General features: G+C 63.8%; 16 protein-coding genes and 4 pseudogenes. 8 read left to right on the top strand and 12 right to left on the bottom strand.

The annotated features are described in order from the left end of the window. Window positions 1–12: 12 nt before the first annotated feature. The 6 genes and pseudogenes from EU800_RS21695 to EU800_RS21665 form a co-directional block, all read left to right on the top strand. A pseudogene (locus tag EU800_RS21695) lies at window positions 13–267 on the top strand (IS6 family transposase); the annotation flags it as partial. 539 nt (window positions 268–806) lie between these two features. Continuing rightward, entirely contained in the window at window positions 807–1490 is a 684-nt protein-coding gene (gene ltrA / locus EU800_RS21685; RefSeq protein WP_207209963.1) for a group II intron reverse transcriptase/maturase, read from the top strand. 93 nt (window positions 1491–1583) lie between these two features. Beyond that, window positions 1584–2780 (top strand): IS256 family transposase, encoded by a 1197-nt coding sequence (locus tag EU800_RS21680; protein ID WP_129635612.1) that lies wholly within the window; start codon window positions 1584–1586, stop codon window positions 2778–2780. A gap of 70 nt (window positions 2781–2850) precedes the next feature. Further along, window positions 2851–3456, top strand: a complete 606-nt coding sequence (locus EU800_RS21675; RefSeq protein ID WP_207209962.1) for a group II intron maturase-specific domain-containing protein — start codon at window positions 2851–2853, stop codon at window positions 3454–3456. Between the two features lie 80 nt (window positions 3457–3536). Beyond that, window positions 3537–3989: pseudogene (locus tag EU800_RS21670) on the top strand (transposase); the annotation flags it as partial. A 131-nt stretch (window positions 3990–4120) separates the two neighbouring features. Further along, window positions 4121–5143: an IS110 family transposase gene (locus EU800_RS21665; protein ID WP_129635611.1), complete on the top strand. Its 1023-nt coding sequence runs from the start codon at window positions 4121–4123 to the stop codon at window positions 5141–5143. A gap of 276 nt (window positions 5144–5419) precedes the next feature. Here the strand turns inward: EU800_RS21665 and EU800_RS21660 are convergent, their stop codons facing one another. The 9 genes from EU800_RS21660 to atpD are packed head-to-tail and all read right to left on the bottom strand — an operon-like array spanning window position 5420 to window position 11880. Beyond that, window positions 5420–6271, bottom strand: a complete 852-nt coding sequence (locus EU800_RS21660) for a F0F1 ATP synthase subunit gamma (RefSeq protein WP_129635610.1) — start codon at window positions 6269–6271, stop codon at window positions 5420–5422. After that, window positions 6268–7785, bottom strand: coding sequence for a F0F1 ATP synthase subunit alpha (locus EU800_RS21655; protein ID WP_129635609.1), 1518 nt, complete (start codon window positions 7783–7785; stop codon window positions 6268–6270). The genes EU800_RS21660 and EU800_RS21655 overlap by 4 nt, the downstream gene beginning before the upstream one ends. Further along, window positions 7778–8512, bottom strand: a complete 735-nt coding sequence (locus EU800_RS21650) for a F0F1 ATP synthase subunit delta (protein ID WP_129635608.1) — start codon at window positions 8510–8512, stop codon at window positions 7778–7780. Before EU800_RS21650 ends, EU800_RS21655 begins: the two co-directional genes overlap by 8 nt. A gap of 13 nt (window positions 8513–8525) precedes the next feature. Next, window positions 8526–8774: a F0F1 ATP synthase subunit C gene (locus EU800_RS21645; RefSeq protein ID WP_129635607.1), complete on the bottom strand. Its 249-nt coding sequence runs from the start codon at window positions 8772–8774 to the stop codon at window positions 8526–8528. Beyond that, the gene (locus EU800_RS21640; protein ID WP_207209964.1) at window positions 8771–9472 is read right to left on the bottom strand and encodes a F0F1 ATP synthase subunit A; all 702 of its coding nucleotides are present in this window, start codon (window positions 9470–9472) and stop codon (window positions 8771–8773) included. Before EU800_RS21640 ends, EU800_RS21645 begins: the two co-directional genes overlap by 4 nt. Beyond that, window positions 9469–9738: an ATP synthase subunit I gene (locus tag EU800_RS21635; RefSeq protein ID WP_165354791.1), complete on the bottom strand. Its 270-nt coding sequence runs from the start codon at window positions 9736–9738 to the stop codon at window positions 9469–9471. Before EU800_RS21635 ends, EU800_RS21640 begins: the two co-directional genes overlap by 4 nt. Then, window positions 9735–10019, bottom strand: coding sequence for an AtpZ/AtpI family protein (locus tag EU800_RS21630; RefSeq protein WP_129635604.1), 285 nt, complete (start codon window positions 10017–10019; stop codon window positions 9735–9737). The genes EU800_RS21635 and EU800_RS21630 overlap by 4 nt, the downstream gene beginning before the upstream one ends. Then, a complete protein-coding gene (locus EU800_RS21625) occupies window positions 10016–10483 on the bottom strand; it encodes a F0F1 ATP synthase subunit epsilon (RefSeq protein ID WP_129635603.1) in 468 nt (155 codons plus the stop codon). The genes EU800_RS21630 and EU800_RS21625 overlap by 4 nt, the downstream gene beginning before the upstream one ends. Beyond that, window positions 10480–11880 (bottom strand): F0F1 ATP synthase subunit beta, encoded by a 1401-nt coding sequence (gene atpD / locus EU800_RS21620; RefSeq protein WP_129635602.1) that lies wholly within the window; start codon window positions 11878–11880, stop codon window positions 10480–10482. Before atpD ends, EU800_RS21625 begins: the two co-directional genes overlap by 4 nt. A gap of 485 nt (window positions 11881–12365) precedes the next feature. Here atpD and EU800_RS21615 point away from each other — a divergent pair, with 485 nt between their 5' ends. After that, on the top strand, window positions 12366–12908 hold the full coding sequence (locus tag EU800_RS21615) for a hypothetical protein (protein WP_129635601.1): 543 nt from the start codon (window positions 12366–12368) through the stop codon (window positions 12906–12908). An 18-nt stretch (window positions 12909–12926) separates the two neighbouring features. Here the strand turns inward: EU800_RS21615 and EU800_RS21610 are convergent, their stop codons facing one another. Then, window positions 12927–14459: a bifunctional aminoglycoside phosphotransferase/ATP-binding protein gene (locus EU800_RS21610; RefSeq protein WP_129635600.1), complete on the bottom strand. Its 1533-nt coding sequence runs from the start codon at window positions 14457–14459 to the stop codon at window positions 12927–12929. Window positions 14460–14979: 520 nt separating this feature from the next. Further along, window positions 14980–15579, bottom strand: a pseudogene (locus tag EU800_RS21605) (IS630 family transposase); the annotation flags it as partial. 58 nt (window positions 15580–15637) lie between these two features. Here EU800_RS21605 and EU800_RS21600 point away from each other — a divergent pair. Continuing rightward, window positions 15638–16569 (top strand): annotated as a pseudogene (locus EU800_RS21600) (IS5 family transposase). 240 nt (window positions 16570–16809) lie between these two features. Here the strand turns inward: EU800_RS21600 and EU800_RS21595 are convergent. Next, a complete protein-coding gene (locus EU800_RS21595; RefSeq protein ID WP_129635599.1) occupies window positions 16810–17607 on the bottom strand; it encodes a transglutaminase domain-containing protein in 798 nt (265 codons plus the stop codon). Between the last annotated feature and the right edge of the window lie 221 nt (window positions 17608–17828).

Here is a 17828-nt window from a genome sequence, read left to right as displayed (position 1 = left end):
TAGCGTCCCCGGATGACGAAACGCAAACCGTTCAAATACTTCAAGACCAGCCCTGAGATCATCCGCCTGGCGGTGATGCTCTACGTGCGCTTCCCTTTGTCGCTCAGGAATGTCGAGGATCTGCTGCACGAGCGCGGCATCGACATCAGCCATGAATCCGTTCGGTTCTGGTGGAACAGGTTCGGGCCGATGTTCGCCGCGGAGATCCGCATGAATTGCGCCGAGCGGCTGCGTTCCGGGCCGCAATGGTATTGGCATCTCGACGAAAGTGTGCCGCGAGGCTCCTGCATCTGATGCGGGTGCCGAGCTGCACGAAAGATGAGGGTAGGCCCCTCGGAGCCGGCCGTCAGGGGCGGGCTTCAAACCACTGCAAGCTGCGACGGTAAAGAGCCGTGGTGGTGAGCGTTGCAGAAAAGGCGGGCTTCGAGCCCGTCAGGTACGGTCTGGAGAGACGAGCGCAAGCGAACCGCTGATGACGTGTCGAAAAGTGCAAGATGATGTCGAAACCGGGGGGAACTCGTTAACCCGGGACGAGTCTGGGAGGCGGCCTGATTTCTGCCCAGATGGCATCCGGCATGAAGGCGGCGTGACTCCGGGTCAGGCTTTCGTGTGGAACGCGGGAACCTGTCGCCACGATGACAAGGGAGAAACCCAAGCAGGCGGTCCCTGTGAGGGTGAGAGTACCGATGCGAGGCACAGGGGCGGAGCAACCCGTAGTAGTGATGAAGGTTCTGTAATGGGGCTGGAGCGAAGGGGTTGCGTTGTTCAGCTCTGGAGCGGGGACAACCGGCGACGGGAGGAACCTCGTGGGTAGGGCAAAGCCATATGCCATTCCGAAAAGGGAGGTATGGAACGCATACAAGCGGGTTAGAGCCAACCAGGGAGCGGCTGGCGTTGACGGCCAGACGATTGCGGACTTCGAGGCTGATCTTTCGAACAATCTCTACAAGCTCTGGAATCGGCTGTCGTCGGGCAGTTACTTTCCGCCGCCGGTGCGGCGGGTCGATATACCCAAGAGCGATGGCAAAACACGGCCGCTGGGCATACCCACGGTCGCGGATCGCATCGCGCAGATGGTGGTCAAACAACATCTGGAACCGAGGGTGGAGCCGAGATTCCATCCGAATTCCTATGGATACCGGCCCGGCAAATCGGCACTCGATGCAGTCGGCGTGGCGCGGCAGCGATGCTGGCGTTACGACTGGGTTCTTGATCTCGACATCAAGGCTTTCTTCGACAGCATCGAGCCGGACCTTCTGATGCGGGCAGTGCGTCAGCACACCAATTGCCCATGGGTGCTTTTGTACATCGAAAGATGGCTGAAGGCGCCGGTGCAGATGCCGGACGGAAGTATCGTCGGAAGGGAACGAGGCACACCGCAGGGTGGGGTAATCAGCCCTCTGCTGGCAAACCTCTTTCTCCACTATGCGTTCGACAGGCCGTGTCCCAACGCTTGGTGTAGGAGGCCGCGCGCGGAGCCCCCGGCGTAGCGCAGCGCGCGGCCGGTGGTGACGCTGGTGGCCACCGTCGAGCTTCGGAGAAGGTTCGGGTTGCGAAACCTTGAACCGAACACGGAGACGACGATGACCGATGAAAGAATGGCGCTGATCGAGCTGATCGAAAACCAGGCCGATACTGACCTTGTCCGCGACATGCTGTCGTTCGCGGCCGACAGGATCATGGAGGTGGAAGTCGAAGCGCGCACCGGCGCCATGAAAGGCGCTCGCTCGCCCCTGCGCGAGGTTCAACGCAACGGATACCGACAACGGGACTGGGACACCCGAGCGGGCCGGATCGAGCTTGCGATCCCGAGGCTGCGCAAGGGCAGCTATCTCCCAAGCTTCCTCGAGCCGCGGCGGACGGCGGAGAAGGCTCTGGTCGCCGTCATCCAGGAAGCCTACGTGCACGGCGTCTCGACGCGCTCGGTCGACGATCTGGTGAAGGCGATGGGCGCCGGCGGGATGTCGAAGAGCCAGGTCAGCCGGCTCTGCGCCGAGATCGACGAGCGCGTGCAGGCTTTCCTCACCCGGCCACTGGAGGGCGCCTGGCCCTACCTCTGGCTCGATGCCACCTATCTCAAGGTCCGCGAGAGCGGACGGATCGTCAGCCGTGCCGTGATAGTGGCCGTGGCAGTGAACGAGGACGGCAAGCGCGAGGTTCTGGGCATCGCCACAGGCCCTTCCGAGGCCGAGACCTTCTGGACGGACTTCCTGCGCTCGCTGGCCGACCGCGGCCTGCGCGGCGTGAAGCTGGTGATTGCCGACGACCACAAGGGTCTGCGGGCTGCTGCGCGCCGGGTCTTCAACGCAACCCATCAGAGATGTCGCGTTCACTGGATGAGGAACGCGCTGGCACACGCCCCGGCCAAGCAGCGCACGGCCGTGGCGGCGATGTTGAAGACGATCTTCGCCCAGGAGAGCAAGGCCGACGCCGAGGCCCAGTGGGACGTGGTCGCCGACGCGTTACGCGAGAAGATTGAAAAGCTCGGCATCTTCATGGACGCCTCCCGCGACGACGTCCTCGCCTACATGGACTTTCCCCGCGAGCACTGGGCCCAGATCGCTTCCACGAACCCACTTGAACGGGTGAACCGCGAGATCAAACGGCGTGCCGACGTGATCGGGATCTTTCCAAACGACGGAGCCATAGTTCGCCTCGTGTGTGCTCTGATGCTGGAGACCAACGACGAGTGGACCGTCGCGCGGCGCTACATGAGTCTTGAAACCCTCGCGCGCGTCACTGACAATCCAACCGTCAGGTTGCCCGCCGTGGCGACCTGATCAGCCTTGGACCTCTCCGAAGGTCGGCGCTCCTACACCATCCGGTGGGACACTATCGTTCGACATGTGGATGTGCCGGAACTTCCCGGACATTCCGTTCGAACGGTATGCCGACGACGCGATCTGTCACTGCGGAAGCGAGGATCAGGCGACGGCGCTTCGGGCAGCTTTGGACGCGCGTTTGACTGAGTGCGGACTGACGCTTCATCCAGACAAGACGAAAATCGTCTATTGCAAGGATGAGAGCCGACGGGGCGCTTACCCGACCTTCAAGTTCGACTTTCTCGGCTACACATTCCGGCCGCGACTGGTGAGCAAGAAGAGCGGGGGCATGGGCGTCTCTTTCAGTCCTGCCGCCAGTCCGAAGGCGCTCAAGGCTATCCGGGGAACCATCCGTCGATGGTCATTGCATCTTCGCAGCGACAAGGCTCTGGATGATCTGGCGCGGATGTTCAACGCGTACATCCGGGGCTGGATCAACTACTACGGTCGGTTCTGCCCATCCGCTCTGTATCCCACCCTTTGGAACATCGAGCGATATCTCGCGCGATGGGCTTCCGGAAAGTATAAAGCCCTGCGTGGTCACAAACGGCGTTCCCGGCACTGGCTCCTGCGCATTGCGCAACGCCAACCCCGGATGTTCGCCCACTGGCCGCTGTTGCACGGATATGGCTGAACAATGGGAGCCGGATGATGCGAGAGTATCACGTCCGGTTCTGAGAGAGCGCGGGGGTGCAGGTCCCCCGCGCCACTCGCCTGTTCGTGAAGATCAACGGTGAACGGCACTACTTGTGGCGGGCCGTCGACCAGGAGGGCGAGGTCCTCGAAAGCTATGTGACGAAGACACGCGACAAGAAGGCCGCATTGAAATTCTTGAAGAAAACAATGAAACGCTATGGTCGGCCGCACGTCTTCGTCACCGACAAGCTGCGGTCCTACTGTGCTGCGCTGCGGGAGGTCGGCGCGGTGGACCGGCAGGAAACTGGGCGCTGGCTCAACAACCGGGCGGAGAACTCGCACCTGCCATTCCGACGACGAGAACGGGCGATGCAACGCTTCCGGCGGATGCGAAGTTTACAAATGTTTGCATCCGTCCACGCCTCGGTTTTCAACCATTTCAATTCGGAGCGCAGCCTCTCCTCCAGGGCCAACTTCAAGAAGAACCGCGCCGCCGCTCTCGACGAGTGGCGTCAACTCTGCGCGTCATAAGGGACAGGCTCACTGTCCATTCGGAGACTGGTTAGAATTTGTCTGATGGTGTGGACGGCCCCACCCGAACGGCATCGCATTGTGCCATGTTGGTACTGTGTGAAAGCCAACAAAGGAGAGGAGCCGACCACATGGAGATTACAACACTCGGGATCGATCTGGCCAAGTCTGTGTTTCAGCTTCACGGGGTGGATGCGGATGGCGTTGTTTTTTTGCAGAAGAAGCTGCGGCGGGGCGCGGTGCTCGTTTTTCTCGGCAAGCTTGAGCCCTGCCTGATCGGCATGGAAGCCTGCCCGACCTCGCATTACTGGGCTCGGGAGATCGCGGCGCTCGGCCATGAGGTCCGGCTGATTCCGCCCGCATACGTGAAGCCCTATGTAAAGCGGCAGAAAAACGATGCGGCGGATGCCGAGGCGATCTGCGAGGCCGTTACGCGGCCGAACATGCGCTTCGTGCCCGCCAAGACCGAAGAGCAGCAGAGCGTCCTGGTCCTGCATCGATCACGCGATCTTCTGATGCGACAGCGAACGATGATCCTGAATGCGATCCGGGCGCAGCTTGTGGAGTTCGGGATCGTCGCGGCCCAGGGTCCCGCAAGGATTGTCGCCCTGGTCAGGCGCCTTCGAGAGCCGGATGATCTGACCCTTCCGGCGATCGCCCGTTGCGCACTTCTGGCATTGGGGGTGCAACTCGAGCACCTGGCCGAAGAGATCCGAAGCATCGAGCGACAGTTGCTGGTCTGGCACCGGCAGAACGCAGCAAGCCAGCGGCTCGAAACGATCCCGGGCGTGGGCATCATCACTGCCACGGCGCTTGCCGCCAGCGTTCCCGATCCGGCAGTCTTCAAATCCGGTCGGCAATTCGCAGCTTGGCTGGGGCTCGTGCCGCGACAGAACTCATCCGGCGGCAAAGACCGGTTAGGACGCGTTTCGAAGATGGGCAACGGCTACCTCCGCCGCCTGCTGGTCGTGGGTGCCACATCGGTGACGCGGCGCGCTGAAACCACTCACACACGAACCGGGGCCTGGGTCCGATCCCTTCTTGAACGCAAACCAACGAGGCTCGTCACTGTGGCTATCGCCAACAAGACCGCCCGAACCGCATGGGCCCTGCTTGCGAAGGGAGAAACCTACAGGGCCGAACCGGTCATTTGAACAAAGTAACGACACGCGGCGCAAACATCGCCGCGAAGAGATGCAAGGGCGAATGTGAGTGATGATGATCAAATGGATCCGCTGCTGGGACACCCCGAGGTGGTGTCAGGGCTTCGAAGCTCGCTGGTCTGATCGGGACCCGGCACGCGGACTTCATCAAGGCCAGCGGTCAATGGTGCCGCGCATAAAGGCCGGACAAATGACTGCAGCTTGCTTCGACCAAAGTCACACAAGAAATCCCTTGCAAAACCGGGGTCGTCCACAAATGACACCACCCTATTGGCGCACCGGCAAGCTGGCGGTGGCAAGTTCGGTGATCTCGTCGGTGATCTCCTCCTGGCGCAACCGCCGGGACTGCGCAACGAGGTGGGACAGAGACTGGCTCACGTTGTCATGCGCGGCGATCATGGCCCGCATCCTTGCCTCGTTCTCGGCCGCGAAGGAGAGCAACACCGCCTCGGCCACCTCCGAGAAAACGTACTCTTCGGCAAGGCGGGCGAGAAGGTCCTCCGGTTTCAAGTTGATGCGCGGAGCGACGCCATGGGCCGGGAGCGGGAAGCGAGCATAGTCGAACGGCACCAGCTGACGGACCACGACCTCGGTGGCGGTGGCGACCGCCGGGACGGTGTAGACGATCGTGACGCGCGTGACACCGCCCGTCGCGAGACGAGCATAGATCGCCTCGGTGATCCGAGCTGCGAGCGTCGCGGCCTGGCCGGGATGGGCGATCATCGGTATGGACCAGCCGACGGCCAGGTCACGCTCCATCGCCACCTGCAATCCGCGGTCACCGCCGAGCAGGAGATCGTGCGTGTTTTCCAGGAGCGGTGCTGCGGCGTCGATCACCCGCTCGCTGAAGGCGCCGGCGAAGCCCTGCTCGGCGGCAAGCAGCACCACGGCCATCCGTCCGGCGCCCTCGCTCGATGCGGCCAGTCCGGTATCCGGCACTAGGGCGAGGGATTGCGCGATCGCGGCGCCGATCGTGTCCGCGAAGGTGCGAATGCCGATGACGCCTCCCCGGGCCTCCCGTGCCCTCGAGGCGGCGATGCCGCGCATGGCGGAGATCACGGCGGCCAGCTTGTGGACCGTGCCGATCCGGGCCTCGACATCGGCGAGCCGGCCGCTCATGACACGTCCCCTGCCTGCGCCAGGGCAGCGACAGCGGCGACGAGCGCCAGGCGTGTCTCGTCGGTGAGCGTACCGGTCTCCTGCACCGCGGCCACCGCGGCGGGCGCGTGCGCGTCGAGCCAGCCCGGCAGTCGCCGGCGCATGTCCGGGATCGCCTGCGGGTCCAGCACATCGAGCGCCCCATCGGCCAGCGCTGCGAGCAGGGCCACCTGGTCGGCAAGTCTCAGGCCCGCGTAGCGCGGCTGGGTGAGGAGCGCCCGGATCCGCTCGCCGCGGGCGATCTGCGCCGTGACCCGGGCGTTGGAGATCCCGCCGAAACGAGTGAACATCTCGAGTTCCTGGAACTGCGCGTAATCGAGCCGCACCCGCCCCGAGACGGCGCGCAGGGCGGATGCCTGCGCCTTGCCGCCGACGCGGCTGACCGAGAGCCCCACATCCACCGCAGGCCGCTGGTTGGCGGCAAAAAGGTGGCTGTTCAGAACGATCTGGCCGTCGGTGATCGAGATGAGGTTGGTCGGGATGTAGGCCGAGAGGTTGCCGGCGTCCGTCTCGGCGATGGGGAGCGCGGTGAGCGATCCGCCGCCAAGATCGGGCGCGAGCTTCGCCGCGCGTTCCAGCAAGCGCGCGTGGAGGTAGAAGACGTCGCCGGGATAGGCTTCGCGCCCCGGCGGCTCGCGGGTCAGCAAGGCCAGTTCCCGATGGGTGGCCGCGTGACGGGTGAGATCGTCGAGCACGATCAGGGCGTGTCCGCCCCGGTCGCGGAAATGCTCGGCCATGGTCATGCCGGCGAAGGGGGCGATCCATTGCAGGCCCGGGGCATCGGCGGAACCGCCGACCACGAAGATGCAGCGTCCGGGGTCGCCGCGTTCGCGCACCGCGGCGATCACCCGCTCGACCGCCGTGGCCCGCTGGCCGATGGCGACGTAGACGGAGATCACGTCGGAGGTTTTCTGGTTGATGATCGCGTCGACGGCGAGGGCGGTCTTGCCGGAGGCACGGTCGCCGACGATGAGCTCACGCTGGCCGCGCCCGAGCGCGAAAAGGCTGTCGATGACGAGCACGCCGGTTTCCACCGGAGCGGAGACGAGATCGCGTTCGATGATCGTCGGCGCAGGGCGCTCGACCGGGCGCGCCTCGGCCGCATCGATCGGAGGGCCCCCGTCCAGCGGGCGGCCGAGCGGGTCGACGACGCGGCCCAGAAGAGCGTCCCCCACTGGCACCTGCAACACCTCGCCGGTGTCGCTCGCCCGGTCTCCCGCTTCCACGGTGGTGGCGTCTTCGAGCATCACCACGTCGATCGCGTCGCGGTCGAGCGATTGTGCGAATCCGTACTGGCCGCGTTCGAAACGCAGGAGAGCACCAAGCGGAGCATCCGGCAGGCCGGTCACCCGGGCGATTCCGTCAGCCAGCTTCGCCACCCGCCCCACCGTTTCCGCTTCCGGAGCGAGGCTAATGGCCGCCACGCGCGCACGGGTTTTGTCGAGCCAATCGGGGGCGAGCGGGCGATCAGTCATGGTTGGCAAGCTCCGACTTGATCCGGTCGAGATCGGCACGGAAATGGTTGCGGACGATCGCGTGCCGGGCGTCGAGTTCGAGCCCGGCGATGAGCTCCGGGGCCTCCTCGATCTCCAGCGTCACGGTGCGTCCGAGAAGGTCCGCGAGGCGGGTTTCGAGCACGGTCCGCTCGTCGCCGGTGAGCGCCCGGGCCGCACGCAGGGATACCGGGCCTGCGGCGCCGATGCCGGTGCGCGTGGCCTCGGGCAGTTCGGATACGGCCCCGACGAGGCCATCCATGAAACCATCGATCTTCACCGTGTCCGGCAGCCGCCCGACGAGCCGCCCGGCGATATCGGCCGCGAGCGCCCCGGCTTCCTCAGCCACCATCTCCTTCTGGGCTTCGCGCAACCGGGCGAGTTCCGCACGGGTTTCGGCCCGGGCCTTCTCCGCCTCGGCGCGTGCGGTTTCCAGGAGATGCGCGCGCTCGTGCTTGGCATCCTCCTGCGCCCGGGAAAGCAGCTCCGCCCGGATGCGGGCGATTTCAGCGGTCTCGGTCTTCGCGGTGGCTCGGGCGGCCTCCGCCTCCTCTCGTGCAGCGCGGGCCTCGTCAAGGGCCGCATGCGTCGCCGCCTGCCGCTCCGCGATGATTCTCGCAACCGGCCTGAACAGGTAACGCGCGAGGATCCATATCAGGATCAGCAGGTTGACGGTCTGAAGACCCAGTGTCCACCAGTCGATGGTCATGGGCGTCACGGCCTCACACGAACGGGTTGGCGAAGAGCACCAGGAGCGCGATCACCAGCGTGTAGATGGCCATGGTCTCGATCATCGCGAGGCCGACGAAGAGCGTGCGGCTGAGCGTGCCGGCGGCCTCGGGTTGGCGGGCGATGGCGTCCATCGCAGCGGCCACCGCGCGGCCTTCGCCAAGCGCGGGACCGATGGCGCCGAAGCCCACCGCAAGGGCTGCCGAGAGGATGGAGACGATAGGGACAAGGTTATCGGTCATGAGGGCTTGTTCTCCTTTTCGGAGGGAGCGTCGCCGGAGGTTTCCCCGGCAGCCGCGCCGATGAAGACGGTGGCGAGCACCGCAAAGATGTAGGCCTGCACCGCGCCGGTCAGCAGATCGAGCGCCATCAGCGGGATCGGCACGAAGAGGCCGGCGAGCGAGAGCACGATGCCGACGACGAAGACGCCGCTCATCACATTTCCGAACAGGCGGACGATAAGCGAGAAAGTGCGGGTGATCTGCTCGACGAGATTGAGCGGGATCATCACCCAGGACGGCTCGGCGAAGGTTGCGAGGTAGCCCTTGATCCCGCGATTGGCGATGCCGTAGGCGATTGTGGCGACGAAGACGACGAGCGCCAGAGCTGCGTCGGTTTCAAGATGCGCGGTAGGCGGTTCGACTGCCGGGATCAGCGACGTCCAGTTCGCGACCAGCACGAACAGGAAGATCGTGCCAATGAGCGCCCGGAACGGCGCCGGGTCACGGTTCATCGTGTCGCGGATCTGGCCGTCGACGGTCGTGGCAAGGAGTTCCAGCACGGTCTGGGTTTTTGACGGTGTGAGCGACAGTCGGCGGGTTGCGAGCCAGGCGAAGAGCCCGAGCGCCAGGATGATGACCCAGCTCACCACGACCGGCGCCGAGATCGGGACGGGGCCGATGTTGAACAGGGTTTCAAGGGTCAGAGGACTGTCCATTATTCGTCCTTTCGTGCCTGGCGAAGGACGATTTCCCGACCGAGCACCACGCCGAGTGCGCCGGTGACGAGGGCGGGAGCCCCGAGAAGGGCGAGCGCCACCATGAGGCACGCGAGAAGTGCGAGACGCAGGATCTGGAGGGTGACCGCCCGGGCAGGAGCGTCGCCGAGATAGAGCGCGGTGACGCGGCGGAGCGTCGCGAAATGGAAGATCCCGAGGGCGAGACCGAACGCGAGGCCGAGAGCAGCAATGACGAACGAGTGTGTCATTGCTTGTGCATCCATTTCCAGGCGGCGTGGAAGCCGATGATTGCGCCGACAAAGATCGCCGCGGCGGTGAGGTCGATCCCGGTCCCGAAATACTGATCCGCCATCCGCCCCAGCACGATCCCGAGCAGAATCGGCGTGACGATGGCCCAGCCGAGGATGCCGATCTGCCCGAGCCGTGCGCCGAGCGAGGGCTCCGGTTCTTCGAGGCTCAACCGCTCGCGCCGCTCAGTGCGGCGGGCGGCCTCTGCGAGATGGTCCTTGTTGGTGCGGTCCTCAGTCATCTCCCGCCTCCGTCCCTGCCACGGGCGATCTGCGGCGGATGGTCGAGACCGCCGGGACTGCCGGGCCGCAGGTGGCGCATAAGTTGCCGAACGGCGCTGGCATGCAGCCGCATGTGTTCGACGCGCGCCCGCCGGTCGATATCGGCCTCTTCGGTACGAAGCCTTCCCACCTCTGCCTCGAGCGCCGCGAGATCGTCGCCGAGGATCCCCTCGCGGCAGGCAACGGCCACCCGGTTGCCGCCGGACACGTTCATGAGCCCGGCGCGGAGTGCGCAGAAATGCAGGATGCCGTCATCCCCGCGCCAGCGCAGCACCGAGGCCGGCAGCGCGGTGAGAAAGTCGATATGGCCAGGCAGGATGCCGAATCCGCCGCTTGTATCCTCCGCGCGCACCGAGGTGACCGCTTGCTCGTCCACCAGGACAGTCATCGGTGTCGTGACGGTGAGATGCAGTCTACCGCTCATGTCGCCGCCTGCCGTTCCCGGGCAGCCTCCTCTTTCGCGCGCGCCTCCTCGAAGCTGCCGACCATGTAGAGCGCGGCCTCGTCCCAATCGTCCGCTTCGCCCGCGAGGATCGCCTTGCAACCGGCGATAGTGCCTTCCAGAGGCACGCTGCGCCCCTTCATGCCGGTGAACGCTTCCGTGACGGCAAAGGGCTGGGTGAGGAAACGCATCAGCCTTCGGGCGCGCTCGACGATCTGGCGGTCGGCGCGGCCGAGCTCTTCCATCCCGAGAAGCGAGATCACGTCCTGCAACTCGCGATAATGCTCGATGGCGCTGCGCACCGCATTGGCGACCGCGACATGCTCCTCGCCGACGACGAGAGGATCGAGCAGGACCGAGGAGGAGGCGATCGGGTCGACCGCCGGATAGATCCCGTCCGCCGCCATGGCGCGCGAAAGCACGACCATCGAATCGACGTGGGACGCGATGGTCACCACGGCCGGGTCGGTGAAGTCGTCGGCGGGAACGTAAACGGCCTCGATGGCCGTCACGGAGGTGTCTCCGACGGAAGCGATACGCTCCTGCAGCTCCGCCACCTCGGTCGCGAGCGTCGGCTGGTAGCCGACACGGGAGGGCAGCCGACCGAGCAGCCCTGAGACCTCGCTGCCCGCCTGGACGAAGCGGAAAACATTGTCCATGAGCAGAAGGACGTTCTTGTGCTGCTCGTCGCGGAAATACTCGGCGATGGCAAGCGCCGTCATGGGCACCCGCCAGCGCGCTCCGGGTGGCTCGTTCATCTGACCGTAGATCAGCACGGTGCGGCCGAGCACGCCGGCCCCGGTCATGTCGCGGAGCATCTCGTGCCCCTCGCGCGAGCGCTCGCCGACGCCGGCGAAGACCGATATCCCCTGGTAGCCCGCAACCATCGCGTGGATGAGTTCCATCACCAGAACCGTCTTGCCGACGCCCGCGCCGCCGAACATCGCCGCCTTGCCGCCCTGAGCGAGCGGCGCGAGGAGGTCGATCACCTTGATCCCGGTTCGAAAGAGCTCCGATGCCGCGCCCTTGCCCCGGAACGGCGGCGGCGCGCGGTGGATCGGGCGGCTCGGTGCGTCCTTGGGAAGCGGCCCGCGACCATCGCCGATCTCACCGGCCACATCGAGCAGCCTGCCGAGCACCACATCGCCCACGGGCACCTCAAGCGGGCCGCCCCTGCGCCGAACAGTTGCGCCTCGCCGAAGGCCGGTCGTCGATTGCAGGGCAATGCTGCGCACCGTCCGCTCGTCGAGATGCGCTTGCACTTCGACCAGCACCGGTGGACGATCGCCGCTCTCAATTTCGAGAGAGTCGTTGATGGCAGGAAGCCGGCCTTCGGAGAAGGCAACGTCGATCACAGCCCCGCTGATCGCGACAATCATTCCATGCGTAGCAATTCCGGGCGCCAAGTGCTGAACTCCGGAAAAACGATCTGAATGGATATGGTACCTGATTGGTGCGGGATTTCACACGATGCAAATCAAACTGCGGCCATGTTCATGCGAATCCGGTTGAGCGGGTCTGTCGCCCTCTGTTGCCCCACCGCTGTTTGTCGTTGTCTGAAAAGCGTTCTGATTCGGCTTAGGGATTGATCTGAATCGTGTCGTTCATTTCGGTCACACGCTACCATGACCGCAGGGCACTAGGGGACGGCCACATGATGGCAGGAGAGTTTCTGGTGATCCGACGGGCAACGCATCAAGTGCCGAAATTGTCGAATTGTCCTAGCTGACCCGTCAGGGTGGTGCTCCGATCGAGGGCCCCCGGCTCATAGTCGGCAAATTCCGGCGTTGGTCTTGCCGCTCAGGTTTCCGAGCGTGCCTTTGGGAATTCGCCAGCCGGTTGATGAGAAAATTGAGGATTCTGCATGGATAGACGCGGCTCCGATCCCACCCGAAAGCCCCATCCGGCGCACACGACGCAACGAGCCGCGGACCTTCCTTGGTGCGCTCCCAAACCTGGCCACGAAGACGACCGCGCGCCGGATCTGGTGCGTGAAATCATGGCGAGCCTAACCTACGCGCGCGCGGACGAAGACATGACGTTTCTCAATCGAGACGACATGCGCGGCACACGACTGCTGCTCGACTACCAGAGGGCCGAAACTCTGCTCGAGGGACATGGCATTGCCCATTCCATCGTTTTTTTTGCGCCACGCGCATCGGGGAGCCTGCGCATGCCGACGCCAGGGTCGTGGAACTGGAGACTGAGCTCGCCCGCGCGCCCAGCAACCCCGATCTTGAGCGTCGCCTTGCTATCGCGGCGACTACGCGCAACCAGCGCCGCCGGTCTCGAACGGTTGCCGGAGCCGCTCCGGCGCCTGACGGCCGGCGCGCGCTTTCCGGTCGAGATCGCGCCCGCACTTGTCGAGCTCGCGCAGGAAGCCGACCGGATCCTCAATCGCACTTAGAATGTAGCGGCAGCCGATTCACACCCGCCCACCAGAGAGAAGAACGTTGATGGCGGAGAGCGCTTCCGACAGGGGGCAGGTGGTCGGCACTCGCGCCCAGCGAATGGGGCCGGTATCACGGGCCAACTGGGCTTCCAGAACCTCAACTGTGGCATCGGAGACGCCGTCGCGTGGCATCGAGACTCTTTGCCGTAGAAGCGCCGGATCGGCCTCAAGCCAGATCCCGACGAAGGGTACCCCTGCAGCCTCGGCGGCCTTCTCCAGCTCGGCCCGGCGCTCCGGACGGTCGTAGACCGCATCCGTCACAACCGTACAGCCCGCCTCGAGCAGCCTGCGCGTCCGCTCGGCAAGGTCGGCGTAGACTGTGTCCGAGACACCGCTGGCATAAGCTTGCTCCGGCAGGCGCTCTTCCGGCCGCGTCCTAAACATGGCCTTGCGCAGGTGATCGCTCTCCAACAGGCGCGCACCGGGCGGCGCGCCGAGCCATGGCGCCAGGGCCTCCGCAATGGTGGATTTTCCGCTACCGCTCAGCCCCCCGATGGCAACGAGCCTGGCAGGGCGTGGAGTCAGGATGTCGAGCGCACGATCGTAGTAAGCCCGTGCCGCCACACGAGCTGTCTCGCCCCTCTCGCCCGTCATGGCCGCGGCCTGGGTCGCTGTGACATGCGCACGCACCGCCGCGCGAAGCGCTGTGAAATAGGGAAGAAGCGGCACACCGTCCTCCTGCCCCGCCATGTCCAGGTATCGATTGATCACGAAATTCGCGTCGCTCTGCAACTCACGGTGCCAGAGGTCCATGGCCAGGTATGAGAGGTCGTAGAGAATGTCGACCGTGGCTATCCGGTCGTTGAAATCGATACAGTCGAACAGGGTCGGCCGACCCCGGAACAGGCACACATTGCGCAGGTGCAAGTCGCCATGGCACAGCCGGATTGCCCCAGCCTCCCCACGTGCGTCGAGAAGCGGGGCGTGACGTTTCAACCCTTCTCTGAAGGCGTCATCGATCCGGGCGACCTCAGCCGCGTCGAACACCTTGCTCTCGCCGAAACCGGCGCGGTTGATGTCGAGAACTGCGGCGACGTTCTCCGAGCCGCGCTCGCCCCGGATGACACGGGCGCCGGCATGGGCGGAGACGATCGCTCCTACAAGCTCAACCAGAAGTGGCCGGGTCAGCTCGCCGCGCAACGCCAGTTCGTCGAATAGGCCATCCTGTGGAAAGCGTTCCATTTCGACCACAGCGTCGACGAGCGCGCCAGCCCCATCGAAAGCAAGTCCCCGGGGCTCGCGTGTGATCCTACGCACGCCGTGGTAGAGTTCAGGCGTGGTGGCTCGGTTCAGGGCGACTTCCTTCTCGCACCCGGCGAGCCGGATGCCGGCGGTCGAGAAATCCACGTAAGGCAGATGCACGGCCTTCTTCAGTTTGTAGGCCGTACGCCCAACAAGAAAGACCGCTGAAATGTGGGTCTGGATGACCTCCACCGGCCCGACTCCGCCGTGGCTGTCGGTATCCGACAGGAAGGCAATGATTTGGCTCTGGTCCTCGATGATCAACTCGGTCTCGCTTCGCCGATAACCTATCTAGATTCACGCTACAGCCACGGGTCGTTATCCGCCTTGATCGACGCCAACTTCCAACCGAGGCAAGACTATTCGTCGACGGCGCGCCGAGCGTCTTCGTTGTGGGCCGCGGTGGTATTGTCCTCTCGCAAGGTTGCTGCTGGTCCTTCCACAGAACAGGCGCCGACCGCTATCGGCAAAATACGTCCTGCGGCTTGTCTTCCACCCGCCTGTGGAGGGCTCGTTCCGCGACGTTCTCGGGGCGTAAGGAAACCAGTGTCGGGGAGCAGTCGGCAACGTCGACGGCCCTCAAACTCCTGAAGAATCGGGCACCGACCGATGACTATTGGCGGCAAGCCGATGCAACGAGCGAAAATCGCAAAACGCTGCCTTGCGTCGAAGATGCGGTGCTTGTGATTCTGTTCTGCTCCCGCGACGTCCGCGGGAGGAACAAGTATAAATAGTTTCAACGTGTTGGGAAGCAGAGAACGTTCGCCCCCGGTCCCGTCCGCTCCATGTCGAGCGCGGCAAAGAGCGAGGTGGTCCCGTTGCGGATGTACGTGTGCGTCCGCCGTTCCGCCATCCCGGGGCTCATGGGCAGGACGGGCTGCTCGCGATCGAGCGCTTGGATTTGGGATTTTTCGTCTACACACAACACGATAGCCCGGTTAGGCGGGGACATGTAGAGACCGACTACGTCCTGCACCTTGTCCACGAACAGGGGATCGGTTGACAGCTTGAATGTCTCGGCGCGATGTGGCTGCAGGCCGAAGGCGTTCCAGATGCGCCGAACGGTCGTGTGCGACAGTCCTGTCTCCGCCGCCATCGAGCGGATCGACCAATGGGTCGCATCCTTTGGCGTCGTCTCCAGCGTCCGCTTGATCACGTCGGCAACCCGTGCGTCGGAAATCGTTCGTGGGCGGCCTGCACGGTATTCGTCCGAGAGGCCTTCGATTCTGTGCTCGGCAAACCGCCGTCGCCACTTGCCGACAGTATGCTCTGAATGGTCGAGCTCGGCGGCAATCTCCTTGCTGGTCAAACCGGCAGCGCATCGCAGCACGATCCGACACCTGTCCGACAGCGACCGCGCCGCCTTGTGCCTGCGCAATGGCTTTGTTGCACAAATCGTCTGAAGGATTCATCTCATGAATCCAGCATGATAGCTGGGAGGCATGAGCAGTTGGTCCCCTACGAAGTACAAGACCAGGAACTGGCCTTCGTACAACACGGCGCTGAAGGAGCGCGGTTCGCTATCGATCTGGTTTGATCCTGAGATGTCTTGGCACGCGCGTCGGAAAGGCAAGCGCGGGCGTCAGCCTGAGTTCAGCGACGCGGCGATCCAGGTTTGCCTGACGATGAAGGTGCTTTTTGGCATGCCCCTTCGTCAGACGACCGGTTTTGTCGAAAGCCTGCTGCGTCTGGCAGGGCTCGACTGGAAAGTCCCGGACTTCAGCACTCTGTGCCGCCGACAGAAGACGTTGAATGTCTCCATCCCTTACCGCGGTGGAACTGGACCGTTGCATCTTCTGATCGATGCGACAGGGATCAAAGCCGAGGGCGAAGGGGAGTGGAACGCACGCAAGCATGGCGGGAGCAAGAAACGCCTGTGGCGCAAGCTTCACCTTGGTATGGACGAGGAAACGCTGGAGATCCGCGCGGTCGGCGTCACGACCAGCAATGTCGGTGATGCACCTATGCTGCCTGACCTGCTGGAACAGATCCCACCCGACCAGGAAATTGCCACCGTCACCGCTGATGGCGCCTATGATACTCGAAGATGTCACAATGTGATCGCGGCTCGGGGAGCTGCCGCCATTATCCCTCCGCGTAAAAATGCCCAACCCTGGAAGCCAACCACAGCGGGCGCTATCGCGCGAAACGAAGCTGTGAGAGCCTGCAAATATCTCGGACGGGCACTCTGGCGAAAGCTGACCGGATATCACCGCCGGAGCCGCGCAGAGACAAAGACGAACTGCTCAAACTACTCGGCCGAGGCCTCATGGCGAAGGACTTCGACCGGCAGGTCGCTGAGCTGCAGGTCCGGATCGCGGTGCTCAACCGCTACACGGCCCTCGGCATACCCGTAACTGAGCCCGTAGGATAGGTATGTCTCGGGAAAGGGGACGTCCGTTCACACCCTGATTTGTGCAACAGAGCCGTCCGACGCCGCCGACAATGGCCTTCGTCGGATGACGTTGGCCTCCAGATGCCGATCGATTGCAGACTGCGGACGCACTCAGTGTTTCCCCATTGCGGACCGTTTCGTCAGCTCATGTCATGCGGGCAAATCCACCCTGGTTCCCGCGTAAATCCTACGCCGCGTTGCTGAGCCGGAGCGCATTCGTCACCGAGGGACGGGAGGGAAAGGCGGCGTCTGCGACGTCCCCAATACGATACCTTTTGCCTTGGCAGCCTTAATCTGGTCGGCCTCATCAATCTCGCAGACCCCGTAGTTCCCTTGGGAATCGGTCGCCGTCACCCAGATCATAAAACGGTCGCGATCGAACTTGGTGAACCCCGTCGCCTTGCTGCGCGCATAGTTGGGCGCATAATTCTTTTCACAGGCCAGAAGTATATTGTGTGCTGGGGTCCTGCCTCCAGAGGTTTCGCCGACCGTGTCGAGCGCACCGGCATATAGCTTTCCGTTGACCTCGCAGGTGCCCTCACCTTCATTGATCGCATACCGATACCATCCCTCGGCCTTCTGAGCTTCGCTGGTCCGGGTGTATCCGAAGGTCATCATCAGATGTTCCTTTCCGTGGTGCGCACAGCTGCGGGTCTCGAACCGCGCATCGCCTGATTGCGTATGACCTTCATAGCTCAGTTGTTTCTCGATCCCCTGCACTGTGGACGCGGCGCGAATATGTTTCTGCAATGCCGGAATTCCGAGGAGCCGGTTCATCATCTCCATCAGATAGGAGAATTCCGCGCATTGTCCCTTCGTCCTTCCCCCCGGCAATAGGCCCCAGAGTTGCCCGCCGTCGCCCCCCTGACTGTAGGTGACGTTCGTGAGCATATTCAGCGCATGCTGATTTACGTATTTGTGGATGGCACTGGCGATGCTATCCAGATCAGCTTTCCCACCGGCCACCTTAGTGTCCGTCAGCAATCTGAGTCGGTCATAGGTCAGGTGGTTTGACATCTTCCAGTAAGAGGACGTTGTGATTGGCTTACTATAGGAACATCTGATCAACACGTTCGGCTTCGCCGAGAAGTCCGGCTGAATGTTCTGGGGCGCCGCGGCCCGTCCGAAGGTCCCAGGATTGGCGGTTTCGGGGCCGTCTGCGTGGCGTCGCAGGCCACTTTGGACGGACTCGTCCTCATGCCATCAGCCGCCGTCGAACCAGATAGAGGTTGCCGAGC

This window comes from Tropicimonas sp. IMCC6043, from assembly GCF_004146235.1.
Taxonomy (GTDB): domain Bacteria; phylum Pseudomonadota; class Alphaproteobacteria; order Rhodobacterales; family Rhodobacteraceae; genus Tropicimonas.
The sequence above is the reverse complement of the archived record's forward strand: the minus strand, read 5'-3'. Positions and strand labels throughout refer to the sequence as shown.

Coding starts and splice junctions, on each gene's coding strand:
- EU800_RS21680 (WP_129635612.1), top strand. CDS start 1,584: ATGACCGATGAAAGAATGGCGCTGATCGAGCTGATCGAAAACCAGGCC.
- EU800_RS21675 (WP_207209962.1), top strand. CDS start 2,851: ATGTGCCGGAACTTCCCGGACATTCCGTTCGAACGGTATGCCGACGAC.
- EU800_RS21665 (WP_129635611.1), top strand. CDS start 4,121: ATGGAGATTACAACACTCGGGATCGATCTGGCCAAGTCTGTGTTTCAG.
- EU800_RS21660 (WP_129635610.1), bottom strand. CDS start 6,271: ATGAGCGGCCGGCTCGCCGATGTCGAGGCCCGGATCGGCACGGTCCAC.
- EU800_RS21655 (WP_129635609.1), bottom strand. CDS start 7,785: ATGACTGATCGCCCGCTCGCCCCCGATTGGCTCGACAAAACCCGTGCG.
- EU800_RS21650 (WP_129635608.1), bottom strand. CDS start 8,512: ATGACCATCGACTGGTGGACACTGGGTCTTCAGACCGTCAACCTGCTG.
- EU800_RS21645 (WP_129635607.1), bottom strand. CDS start 8,774: ATGACCGATAACCTTGTCCCTATCGTCTCCATCCTCTCGGCAGCCCTT.
- EU800_RS21635 (WP_165354791.1), bottom strand. CDS start 9,738: ATGACACACTCGTTCGTCATTGCTGCTCTCGGCCTCGCGTTCGGTCTC.
- EU800_RS21630 (WP_129635604.1), bottom strand. CDS start 10,019: ATGACTGAGGACCGCACCAACAAGGACCATCTCGCAGAGGCCGCCCGC.
- EU800_RS21625 (WP_129635603.1), bottom strand. CDS start 10,483: ATGAGCGGTAGACTGCATCTCACCGTCACGACACCGATGACTGTCCTG.
- atpD (WP_129635602.1), bottom strand. CDS start 11,880: ATGATTGTCGCGATCAGCGGGGCTGTGATCGACGTTGCCTTCTCCGAA.
- EU800_RS21615 (WP_129635601.1), top strand. CDS start 12,366: ATGGATAGACGCGGCTCCGATCCCACCCGAAAGCCCCATCCGGCGCAC.
- EU800_RS21595 (WP_129635599.1), bottom strand. CDS start 17,607: ATGTCAAACCACCTGACCTATGACCGACTCAGATTGCTGACGGACACT.